We start from the raw sequence: 11,631 nt of genomic DNA on the forward strand, positions 1-11,631 counted from the left end.
TCCCTTAATGAATACAGCCTCTGATTTCCCTCAGTAATTCAGAGTTTAACCCATTTTACGCGAGACCGTCCGTTAATATCGATGAAATTAATATCCTCCTCCAAACCCATCGAATCAACTCCATCTTTAACGCAAGTTGTCTACACACACTTCAATCCCAAAGCTACAATTCACCATGAGATTGATAAATACAGATTGGTCTAGCGGAAGATCCACCATGAAGCCAACCAATGTCTCGCCATGCGTCATAACCGATAAGCTAAATGAGTGCCGTAAGTTCTATACCAAGCACTTCGGTGCGACTATTACTTTCGATTGCGATTGGCTGATCAATCTGACCTTGAATACCTCAGATCGAGACGTCACCTCAATTCAATTCATGTCCCCTCGCTCCCCCCGGCAATCCCTCTTCCAGGGAAATGGATTAGCCTTCAACATCGACGTCCCATCCTCAGATGAATTTCACAAAAAACTTATCATACAAGCCGGACTTGAAATTGTCATGCCATTAGAAGATCATCCATGGGGCGATCGCGGCTTCTCCGTCAAAGATCCCGCAGGAATTCACATCTACATATATCACCTCATTGAACCTTCAGATGAATACAAGCAATTCTTTACTGAGCCTGAAGAAACAACCTCATAGCCACTTGAGTATCCCTTTCACACTCACACATACAAACAACCTCAAAACCACTCTTAATCGCATTTAAATCGACACTATCTATCGATTAGATATTATCGTCTACGCATCTACATAAATGGTCATTTCTATACGCCAACCATCAATCTTCTAGTCAACCCGATATACCCTTATAGAAGATAAAGAAATATTAATATTGCCTTAATTGTCTATTGCTTCAGCACCTTAACAATGGATATTCTGCACACATACAAATAACAGTTTGAATGTATGAGTGACGACAGGCGACTCACCCTCTTGTTCACGGCGATCCCGCGCCAGTCCACAATCACACTCAATAATTTCTTTTACTTTCCTACAAGAGGACACTCAAATGAGAAGTACCCAACTGCATAAACTCGCATACCTAACGATCGCAACCATCACACTCCTTGCAATAACGACAAAATCACATGCCGGTTTTATGTTCGAATTCGACTACATCAATCAAGACGTCAATGCCACCGTCGCTAATGTCGGCGATGGAACACAAAAAGTCTACGCATACTGGAAAGATAACACGCCTGATCTCAACCAACTCATGGGCACAAACAGCATGCGTGCCAGTCTTTGGCGTACTGACAAAAACGGTGATATCTCCAAACACTACGCCAGTGTCGTCGCCGACTTCGGCCACTCACTCGACAATACATTCATGGACGGGTTCGCTCGCATGACACTCGCCCGTGACACCCGTCGCGGCATCTACCAGAATTTTGATTTCACTGACGCAGTTGCACCACTGAAAAAAATCGACGAGAAACTCGAATACATCTTCTCCAAATACATGAAGCAAAACGGCAAAGGTTTCCTCGGCTGGTCTGAAAATATGGTACTCGGCGGCGTCTGGGCCATCCTCAAAAAAGCCATCCCCCAACTTGAAATCGCCGCACCCATCATCGACCCTCTCGCATCCGGTGCTGGCTGGGATGCCTACATCCCAAGCTTCGACGCACTCTACGACAACTACGATATTACCGGCCCACCACTCAATATCATGCCCGAACGAACCTTCGTAGAGCTGCCTAACACACCAACCCCCGCAGTCCCCGAACCCGCATCCGCCACACTCATACTCCTCGGCTTCTCTGCCCTCATCACACGCCCTCGCCGATCATCTCGCCTCGCAGCATAGACGCTCTCTCTCAAATCTCTTCGCACATAAGAGCCACTTCTCGTGGCTCTTTATCATTGAAAGTAACAAATTAAAAACCCGCTCATTGCAAACAATGAACGGGCCTTATATTCGCTATTAAATTAGAACAATTTTCGCTCTAACCTTAGCTCGCAATTTACATCTCAACGGGATCGAGCCAAGGCATCATGCTGCGAAGCTCTTTGCCAACCTGCTCGACAGGATGATTGCGATCTTTTTCTTTCTGCTGTTTAAACCAAGGGAAGCCCTTTTCATAGTCATCGCGGAACGCTTTCGCAAAGCCGCCATCCTGAATATGCTTCAGTGCATCAGCCATACGCTTCTTCGTATCAGCATCAACAATCTTCGGACCGGTGTAGTAGTCACCGAATTCCGCCGTGTTTGAGATCGAATAACGCATGTAGTTCAAACCACCGCGTTTGATCAAGTTGATAATCAACTCAAGTTCATGACAAACTTCAAAGTATGCCATCTCTGGTGGGTAACCAGCTTCAGTCAAAACTTCAAAGCCATTCTTGATCATCTCACTTAAGCCGCCGCACAGAACAACCTGCTCGCCGAACAAGTCAGTCTCGCACTCGTCCTTAAAGCTAGTGACCATGATGCCGCCCTTGCCGCCGCCAACGCCAATAGCCCAAGCCATCGCAACATCTTTCGCCTTGCCGTCTGCATCCTGATGGATCGACATCAAGCTAGGCACGCCGCCGCCTTTTTCAAATTCCCAGCGAACCGTGTGACCCGGGCCCTTTGGAGCAACCATCACAACATTGACATTCTTAGGGGGCTCAATTGTCGTGAAGTGAATATTGAAGCCGTGCGTAAAGCCAAGCGTCATGCCGTCCTTCAAGTGTGGAACAACTGACTTCTCATAAACTTCAGGCTGAACTTCATCCGGAAGCGTAAAGATCACAACATCAGCCTGCTTCACAGCCTCATCGACTGGCAGCGGATCAAAGCCATGCTCGATCGCTAGCTTACCGTTAGCCGACTCGCGGCGGTTCGCGACGATGACCTTAACGCCTGAATCACGAAGGTTTTGCGCGTGAGCGTGGCCCTGACTGCCATAGCCGAGTACAGCCACAGTCTTGCCAGCCAGCCCGTCCAGAGAGCCGTCTTTGTCATACAGTGTTTCGATTGCCATTTTGGTAATTCTCCGTAGTCTGATCCCTGCCCCATCCATTTGAGTCACACAATCTATACTTGATACGCCATTTAGACAAATCAGCCGCTCACTTTTCCCAATTCAAGACTACCTCTCATACCCCAAAATCATACCCAATTCATACCCTCAATCGTGCCATAAGTGTTTGCCGGTCATCAACATGAGGCAAGCTCGACATACAATATTTATCGCTCTCACTCCCCCTGCCACCATCCATTTACCTACTCGCCCAACAGTGCCGGATGATCCACATACCAGACCAGCTCACCGAGCTCAGGCTTAATCCCCGAAATCGGCACATTATGCACGTCCTGATGCCCCAATTGATTCAATGTCGCGACACGCTCTAGCGCATCAAATTTTTTCTTCCCCGTCACCAGCACAGCCAAATATCGCGCAGCATTCAATAACGGAAACGTCATCGTCACCCGATCCGGCGGCGTCACATTCGCCCCCTCATTGATCACAATCAGTCGATCCGTCTCATCAATTGCCCCTGAATTCGGAAACAGCGACGCCGTATGACAATCATCACCCATTCCGAGCACCACAAAATCCAAACGCAACTCCCCTACCTCACCATCAGCTTCACCAAACACCTTCCGCAATTCAATCTCATAATCATCATCCGCATGATCCGCCGCCGCATGCATCGAATGGATCTGCTCATCCGGAATTGGCACGTGAGCCACCAATGACTCCCTAATCATCTTGATATTCGACTTATCATCATGCTCATCCACCCGTCGTTCATCCACAATCCACACATGCGTCTGCTCCCACGGTATCCCACGGTACCTCGGATCAATAATCAAATCCGTATAAAACGGCTCAGGCGTCGACCCACCCGACAACGCTAAATGAAACACACCACGATCCTTTATCGCCTTCTGCGAATGCGCAATCAGTGCAATCGCCAATTCATGATAAAGATCATCTTTCTCTTTTGTGTGAACGATTTTTCCTGGAAGTTTCAGCATGTTCTTAATTTCTGCAATCTATGCCTTAGCAAGCTTGTCGCCTGCTTCTTTCATCTCAATACTCAACCTAATCAACGATTAGTTAATAGTTATGCCAATACCGGTTATCTCTCGCCATCATAATATCTGCTGCCGATGGCCCCCATGTCCCTGCATTATAATTCGGCAAATCATCCTGCGGATTATCCTTCCAATAATCCAACACCGGCTGCACAGCATTCCATGAAATCTCAATCTCATCACGATGCTTAAACAGCATCTGATCACCACGCAGCACATCATTCAGCAAAATCGCATAACCATCCGATGGCTTCACCTGCCACTGCTTAATGTAATCAAAATCCATCACCACGTCTTTAATATTCATCCCAAGCCCTGGCACTTTCCCCTCAAACCTCAGCCGGATCCCCTCATTCGGATGCACATTGATAATGATCTGATTCGCCTTCAACTTCTTCGTCTGTTCCTTAAACAAGCAGTGCGGCGTCGGTTTAAAGTAAATCACAATCTCCGTCTTCTTCTCAGCCATCGCCTTCCCCGACCTCAAATAAAACGGCACACCACCCCACCGCCACGTATCAATATACAACTGCAACGCCGCAAACGTATCCGTCTGCGATTCCTCATCAACACCCTTCTCATCCCGATACCCAATCACAGGCTCCCCACCAATCTGTCCCTGCCCATACTGACCCCGCACCGCAATCTGTGGCACATCGTCATACTTCGGAATCCGAAGCGCCTTAAATATCTTGTTCTTTTCCGTCCTGATATCATCCGCTTCAAACGCCACCGGCGGCTCCATCGCCATAAACGACAACACCTGCAATAAATGCGACTGAATCATATCGCGCATCGCCCCACCAGCAGGTGAATCGTAATACGCACCCCTGCCCTCAACACCCACCGTCTCTGTCGCCGTAATCTGAACATGATCAATATACTCACGGTTCCAGAGTGGCTCGAACAGTGAATTCGCAAACCTCACCACCAACAAATTCTGTACCAATTCCTTACCCAGGTAATGATCTATCCGATAGATAGACTCTTCATCAAATACCGCCGCTAACGTCTGATTCAACTTCACAGCCGACGCGGGATCAGACCCAAACGGCTTCTCAACCACAATCCGCTGCCATGGCACATCATCCGACAAGGAACAGAACCGTCGCCCCTCCGTCACCAACTCCGCCTTCCCAATATTCGTAATGATCGGCTCAAAAAATTGTGGGCCAACCGACAAGTAAAATATCCGGTTATCACCTAAATCATGCTTCTTCGCCAGATCGCACATATACCCCTTGATATCGCCCCAATCAGCCTCCGCCGTCGAGTCCCCCGCGTGATAATAAAGATGCTTCGAAAACTCACCCCACTTCGCCTTGTCGTAACTCCCCTCTGAAAACTCATACAGCTCGTCACGATACTTCTCATCCGAGTATGCTGTGCGCGCAATACCCAAGATCGCAAAATTGGCCGGCAACTGATTCGTATCCCACAACGAATACAGCGCAGGAATCAACTTCCGCTTCGTCAAGTCACCCGACGCTCCAAATATCACAATCAAACAATTCGATCGCGGCTTCGTATTCTGATTAGGCATAAATTTTCTCGCGTTTCTTTTACTGCGTTCCCGCGTGGATCATAAACCCCTGTGACCAGTCCGACAAGGCAAGCCGACTTTTGCGCACGTTATAGGCCCTCACCATCAGGATCATTACACTGATGACTTCTTTTCTATCGGTTTTATTTCAATCACTCGTAAAGAACCAAGAAATGCCCCATTCCCTCACTCACTTCAAGCCCATGACCGCCGGCCATTGGATGTCGTACAACCAACACCCCCTCCCGTCAAAGCCAATCCCAATCAACCTCAAACCCACGCCCCCATGCACTTCCAATCCCAAGCGTTTCTCGCACTAGCACTAACAACTAGCACTTCCTTCAAACCCGCGCAAGCGCCACTGAAACCACCATCAAGTCCGCCGGCGTCACACCCGCCAACCGCGCCGCCTGCCCCAATGTCGCTGGAGCAAACTTATTCAGCGTCTGCGCAGCCTCATTCCGCAACCCCGTAATATCCGTGTAATCCAAATCCATCGGAATCGGCATCGCTTCCTGTGCCGCCAACTTATCAATCTGACGCTTATGCCGACCGATATAACCCGCATATTGCAAATCAGCCAACACCGTCGTCACCAAATCCTCATTCAGCGACGCATCACCTAACCCATGTTCCATCCCACCCAGCTTCGCAAGAAACTCACCACAGCTAAGCTGCGGCCTGCTCGCAGACCGCATTAGCGTATCACCATCTAATCGCGTGTTAGTCATATACGCTTCCAAAGCCTCACGCGCCTTCCTCTTTCGTTCAAAATGCTCATACCGCGTATCATCCACCAACCCCAACTCCCTCCCCAACGGCGTCAGTCTGAAGTCTGTATTATCCGCACGAAGCAACAAGCGATACTCCGCCCGTGATGTAAACATCCGGTACGGCTCCCTGGGTATCTTCGTCACCAAATCATCCATCAACACACCCAAATACGCCTGATCGCGTGTAAACCGCACCAAATCATCACCACCATTAAACCTCACCGCATTCATCCCCGCCAACATCCCCTGCGCCCCCGCCTCTTCATACCCTGACGTCCCATTGATCTGCCCCGCCAAAAACAGCCCCGGCGCAGTCTTCACCATCGTCGTCGCATCAATCTGATGCGGCCACACCATGTCATACTCAATCGCATAACCATGACGCAAAATCACCGCCCGCTCACACCCCGGCATCGCATTCACAACCTGCTGCTGAATATCCGCTGGCAGCGACGTCGAAATCCCATTGCAATAAATCTCGTCCGTCGACAATGACTCAGGCTCTAAAAACACATGATGCGAATGCCGATCCGCAAACCGCACAACCTTGTCCTCAATCGAAGGACAATACCGCGGCCCAGCCGTCTCAATCTGACCGTTATACATCGGCGCACGATCCAAATTCGCCCGGATCAGTTCATGCGACTTCTCACACGTATGCGTAATCCAACAATCCACCTGCTTCTGTTTCGGAAACCCGCTCCGTTCCGTCAAATCTGAAAACGGCACAGGATTCTCATCACCCGGCTGACGTTCCAATGACGAAAAATCAATCGTCTTCACATCAATCCGTGGCGGAGTCCCCGTCTTCAACCGCCCCAACTCCAACCCCAACTTCTGTAATGCGCCTGAAATCGGATACGCAGCCGCCTCACCCACTCTTCCCCCTTTCGTCTGACTTTCACCCGTATGCATCAGCCCCCGCATAAACGTCCCCGTCGTCAAAATCAACGACTTCGTTCGCAGCGTCACGTTCTTCCCACCACTCGAATACGTCACCCCTTCAATCCGTTTCGTCACCGCATCAAAATGGATGTCGTCAATCGTCCCCGCAATGATGTCCAGATTCTCCCGCGTCCCCAATAACCGTTGCACCTCGGCTGCATACAAATATTTATCCGCCTGCGCTCGCGGCCCACGCACCGCCGGCCCCTTCGATAAATTCAAAATCCGAAACTGAATCCCCGTCCGATCAATCGCCAACCCCATCAAGCCCCCCAGCGCATCAATCTCCCGAACCATCTGCCCCTTCGCCAAACCACCAATCGCCGGATTACAAGACATCACCCCAATCGTCCCCGGATCGATCGTAATCAGCGCAACTCTCCCCCCCTGCTCTCTCGTCAGGTTCGCCGCAGCCCACGCAGCCTCCGCCCCCGCATGCCCGCCACCAACGACGATCACGTCATAACTGTCCAGTTGTTTCTGATTATTAGTCATGGGTGAGGGATTATACAGAGGATCTGCCCCCAAGAAAATCAATCCCCCCGCATTCCCACCACAAGCCCGTCACCGCCGGTGGCGGGGTGTTCTCCCAAACATCTTCCTATCCCCTGCAACTCCACAAAACTCCCGACATTCCCCACCCGCCTATCATTCCCCGCCGATTCTGCCGATCAGACCCATACAGCGGTTCAATCTCTCTCAATATGAAGGAAAAGGTGAATGGGGCCAGATATTCTCGATCAACCAATCAGCACGTACATGCATGAACCCCAAACGGTTGTCTGTGCCAATGAAACCGTCCGCGACGCCATCCAAACACTCCGTCAATCCAAAGTCGAACAAACCATCACCTACCTCTACGTCGTAGACAACCACGAAAAAAGCCGCCTCGTCGGCGTCCTACCAACCCGTAGACTACTCCTCGCAGACTCCGACGACACCCTCCTCGGCGACATCATGCTCACAGATGTCCAACAACTCGACGAAAACACCACGATGGGCGAAGCACTCCGTATGTTTGACGCCCACAAGTACCTCGCCCTCCCAGTCATCAACCACAATGGCCGACTCCTCGGCGTCATCGACGTCGGCGTTTTCATGGACGAAGTCGGCGACCTCGACCACATGGAACGACTCCAGGAATCATTCCAAATCATCGGTATGCGTGTTCAGCAAGTCGAGCAAGGCAACGCCCTCCGAGGCTACGCACTCCGCATGCCCTGGCTCTTCGTCAACATCGCCGGCGGCCTCATCTGTGCCGCCATCGCCACCGCATTCTCCGAAGTCCTCGACAAAGTCGTCGTCCTCGCCGCATTCATCCCCCTCGTCCTCGCCCTCAACGAATCCATCTCCATCCAATCCCTTTCCATCTCACTCCAGCAAATCGGCACCATGCGCGAAACCATACAGCGCCTGATTAGAGAATTCATCAAAGAATCCAAAACCGCCGCAATGCTCGCACTCACCAGCTGCCTCGTCGTCGGCATCGCCTCCATCTTCTGGCCCGGCAACCACTGGCCCCCCATCGTCATCGCCTTCAGCATCCTCCTCAGCATGGTCGTCACCGCGCTCTACGGCCTGCTCATCCCCAAACTACTTCACGCACTCAACCTCGACCCCAAAGTCGCCGCCGGCCCCGTCGTCCTCATGATGGCCGACGTCACAACCCTCATCGTCTACCTCGGCATCGGCACAGCCATCCTCCTCTAAATCCCCCCTCTAATCAAACACTACAACCCCACCGACACATCCAGCACCAACGGATAAATGATCCGCATCGGGTTCTTGTAAAACGTAATCCGCATCTCCATAATCTGTGGCCGCTCCCGCAACGCAAACTCCTGCTGAGTCGTATCCAATAACGCCGTATACGCCGTCCGCGAAACCGTAATATCCTCACCCGCCTCATTCATAAACCTGATTTCCGCAATCTCATCCGACACATCCAGCGGCACAGTCAACGCCACAACCACATCCGCACCCGTTAATGACGCCGGCCGTATTGACGCAACCCGTATCCCATACTGATTCAAATCAAAAATCGGCCCCGGCTTCAACGGCAACCCCTTAAACAATTCCTCCCTTTCACCCTCTGCAACCTTCAGCGACAGCAACGCAGTAATCTTCATCCCGCGCGCACCCTTCATCGACAACTCCCGTCCATGAAATTCCAACACCATACGCCGTCCATCTTCCGACATCCCCCCCTTCGTACGCATCACTTCCTTCAACAACATCCCAGTCATACTCCCCGCTTCACTCGCAGCATTCTTTTTCACACCAATCAGATCTTTCCCCCCTGAATCCCTGAAATCCAACAGCTTCGAGTTCTCTGGCTCAAGCTGAATTAGCTGGTACCCTTCATTCACAACCGACAACACCGCAGTCACCGTCGTACCCACTTCACCATCAACCACAACCTCATCAAATCCTAACCCCTCTGTCGATTTCACCACCGATAAACCAACCACCTCTGCCTCAAACAATACCGGATTCGCCCGTTCATTGCCTAAATCCTCATCATCATTCTGTGCACTGATTATCAGTGGTAAGCTCACCACAATCACAAGCGACAATACAATCGGCCACTTCCGCAATTTCATAGCAAATCCTCATTTATTTACGATCACAAACAGATCCTCATACCATCCATCGGAACAAACCCCATCTCCCCCTATTCGGACATCACCCCACATTATTGGCCACACCCGAAAACCCATAAAAAAAGCCCAGATCTTTCGACCTGAGCTTTAAAATTTCTATCAACTAATCAACGATTAGCTTGGGCGAGTCATCTTATCTGGATCGAGAAGTTCTGCGAGCTTCGCTGGCTCAACAAGCTTCTGCTCAGTCGCGAGCTGACGGATGGTCTTGCCTTCTTTGAATGCCTGCTTCGCAAGAGCTGCTGCTGGGTCGTAACCGATCTCAGGTGCAAGTGAAGTACACATCATCAGTGACTGATCGATCAACTCGGTACAACGCTCTTCGTTCACTTCAAGACCCTTGAGGAGCTTGTCAACGAACACGTTGGAAACGTTAGCAAGCAGTGTAACTGACTGCAGGAACGCATCAATCATCACAGGCATTGCAACGTTAAGCTCGAAGATCGAACCCACACCGCCGAGTGCTGAAGCGTTAACAGCTGCATCATTACCGATCACGCGGCAAGCAACCTGCATCATCGACTCACAGATAACTGGGTTCACCTTACCAGGCATGATTGATGAGCCCGGCTGAATCGCTGGCAACGAAAGTTCAAAGATTGAACAACGTGGGCCTGAGCCGAGGTGGCGAATATCGTTTGCAATCTTCGTGAATGAAGTTGCGATTGTTTTCAGGTGACCGTGAGCAGAAACGAATGCATCCTTCGCTGCTTGCGCTTCACAGTGATCTTCTGCTTCGAGGAATTCAACACCGAGCTTAGCGGAAAGTGCGGCACAAACCTTCTTCGCAAAATCAGGGTGAGTGTTGATACCAGTACCAACAGCTGTACCACCGATTGGCATGTTCACGAGCATTTCCTTCAACGCCCATGTTGCACGATCAATACCAAGTTCTACTTGGCGAGCATAACCAGCAAAGACCTGACCCACACGAATCGGTGTCGCGTCCATCAAGTGTGTGCGGCCAATCTTCACAATCCCGTCCCATGCCTTCGCCTTGGCAGCCAACTCAGCATGAAGATACTTCAATCCAGGAATCAAGTTTTGGCTGATTGTCAAAGCACCCGCAATATGCATACCCGTTGGGAATGTGTCGTTCGATGACTGCCCCATGTTGACATGGTCGTTCGGGTGTACAGCACCTTCTTGACCCTTAGCACCAACACCGAAGCCGAGCTTGTCGTTCGCAATATTTGCGATCACTTCGTTGCCGTTCATGTTCGTTGAGGTACCAGAACCGGTCTGATAAATGTCAACCGGGAAGTGCTCGTCATATTTACCTTCAGCAACTTCGTTCGCTGACTCGATGATCACATCAGCAATCTTCGCATCAAGGCGGCCCAATTCTTTATTCGCCTGAGCACAAGCAGCCTTCAAGTGACCAAATGCATGGATCACGTCCGCTGGTACAGGCAAGTTAGCGATGGGGAAGTTGTCAACAGCACGAGCCGTCGATGCACCATAAAGCGCATCCGCTGGCACCGTCATTTCGCCCATAGAATCTTTTTCAATACGTGTTTCACTCATGACTGAGATCACCTTGAATAGAGGTTTCAATAAATTTCACCACATACCACTAAAGATATCTTGGTATGTATATGGTAGGAAGGTACAAAACAAGGCCCCAGAACGCAAAATTCGGGGCCTCGATTCATTTTCTGTAAAAT

General features: G+C 50.4%; 9 protein-coding genes. 3 read left to right on the forward strand and 6 right to left on the reverse strand.

The genetic code is table 11. The features are described from left to right. The first annotated feature begins 217 nt into the window (after positions 1-217). Entirely contained in the window at positions 218-646 is a 429-nt protein-coding gene (locus tag KS4_RS10535; RefSeq protein WP_145077766.1) for a VOC family protein, read from the forward strand. A 370-nt stretch (positions 647-1,016) separates the two neighbouring features. After that, entirely contained in the window at positions 1,017-1,817 is an 801-nt protein-coding gene (locus tag KS4_RS10540; RefSeq protein WP_145077768.1) for a hypothetical protein, read from the forward strand. A 157-nt stretch (positions 1,818-1,974) separates the two neighbouring features. On the opposite strand, the gene ilvC is transcribed toward KS4_RS10540, so the two are convergent. The 4 genes from ilvC to mnmG form a co-directional block, all read right to left on the reverse strand. Then, entirely contained in the window at positions 1,975-2,979 is a 1,005-nt protein-coding gene (gene ilvC, locus KS4_RS10545) for a ketol-acid reductoisomerase (RefSeq protein ID WP_234698790.1), read from the reverse strand. Positions 2,980-3,221: 242 nt separating this feature from the next. Beyond that, complete coding sequence (pgl, locus tag KS4_RS10550) at positions 3,222-3,980, reverse strand: 6-phosphogluconolactonase (RefSeq protein ID WP_145077770.1); 759 nt, start codon at positions 3,978-3,980, stop codon at positions 3,222-3,224. An 82-nt stretch (positions 3,981-4,062) separates the two neighbouring features. Next, entirely contained in the window at positions 4,063-5,583 is a 1,521-nt protein-coding gene (gene zwf, locus KS4_RS10555; protein ID WP_145077771.1) for a glucose-6-phosphate dehydrogenase, read from the reverse strand. Positions 5,584-5,924: 341 nt separating this feature from the next. Then, complete coding sequence (mnmG, locus tag KS4_RS10560; protein WP_145077773.1) at positions 5,925-7,796, reverse strand: tRNA uridine-5-carboxymethylaminomethyl(34) synthesis enzyme MnmG; 1,872 nt, start codon at positions 7,794-7,796, stop codon at positions 5,925-5,927. 225 nt (positions 7,797-8,021) lie between these two features. On the opposite strand from mnmG, the gene KS4_RS10565 reads away from it, so the two are divergent. Continuing rightward, the gene (locus KS4_RS10565; protein WP_145077775.1) at positions 8,022-9,011 is read left to right on the forward strand and encodes a CBS domain-containing protein; all 990 of its coding nucleotides are present in this window, start codon (positions 8,022-8,024) and stop codon (positions 9,009-9,011) included. Positions 9,012-9,031: 20 nt separating this feature from the next. Here KS4_RS10565 and KS4_RS10570 read toward each other — a convergent pair whose 3' ends face one another. Both KS4_RS10570 and KS4_RS10575 read right to left on the reverse strand, forming a co-directional pair. Beyond that, positions 9,032-9,904 carry a hypothetical protein gene (locus KS4_RS10570; RefSeq protein ID WP_145077776.1) on the reverse strand — a complete coding sequence of 291 codons (873 nt, stop codon included), beginning with the start codon at positions 9,902-9,904 and terminating at the stop codon, positions 9,032-9,034. Positions 9,905-10,078: 174 nt separating this feature from the next. Then, positions 10,079-11,491: a class II fumarate hydratase gene (locus KS4_RS10575; protein WP_145077778.1), complete on the reverse strand. Its 1,413-nt coding sequence runs from the start codon at positions 11,489-11,491 to the stop codon at positions 10,079-10,081. Positions 11,492-11,631 lie beyond the last annotated feature (140 nt).

Origin of the sequence: Poriferisphaera corsica, from assembly GCF_007747445.1 — a bacterium.
GTDB classification, from domain to species: domain Bacteria; phylum Planctomycetota; class Phycisphaerae; order Phycisphaerales; family Phycisphaeraceae; genus Poriferisphaera; species Poriferisphaera corsica.

Excerpts from the sequence above, each read along its gene's own strand:
- KS4_RS10535 (WP_145077766.1), top strand. The coding sequence starts at position 218 with ATGAAGCCAACCAATGTCTCGCCATGCGTCATAACCGATAAGCTAAAT.
- KS4_RS10540 (WP_145077768.1), top strand. The coding sequence starts at position 1,017 with ATGAGAAGTACCCAACTGCATAAACTCGCATACCTAACGATCGCAACC.
- ilvC (WP_234698790.1), bottom strand. The coding sequence starts at position 2,979 with ATGGCAATCGAAACACTGTATGACAAAGACGGCTCTCTGGACGGGCTG.
- pgl (WP_145077770.1), bottom strand. The coding sequence starts at position 3,980 with ATGCTGAAACTTCCAGGAAAAATCGTTCACACAAAAGAGAAAGATGAT.
- zwf (WP_145077771.1), bottom strand. The coding sequence starts at position 5,583 with ATGCCTAATCAGAATACGAAGCCGCGATCGAATTGTTTGATTGTGATA.
- mnmG (WP_145077773.1), bottom strand. The coding sequence starts at position 7,796 with ATGACTAATAATCAGAAACAACTGGACAGTTATGACGTGATCGTCGTT.
- KS4_RS10565 (WP_145077775.1), top strand. The coding sequence starts at position 8,022 with ATGGGGCCAGATATTCTCGATCAACCAATCAGCACGTACATGCATGAA.
- KS4_RS10570 (WP_145077776.1), bottom strand. The coding sequence starts at position 9,904 with ATGAAATTGCGGAAGTGGCCGATTGTATTGTCGCTTGTGATTGTGGTG.
- KS4_RS10575 (WP_145077778.1), bottom strand. The coding sequence starts at position 11,491 with ATGAGTGAAACACGTATTGAAAAAGATTCTATGGGCGAAATGACGGTG.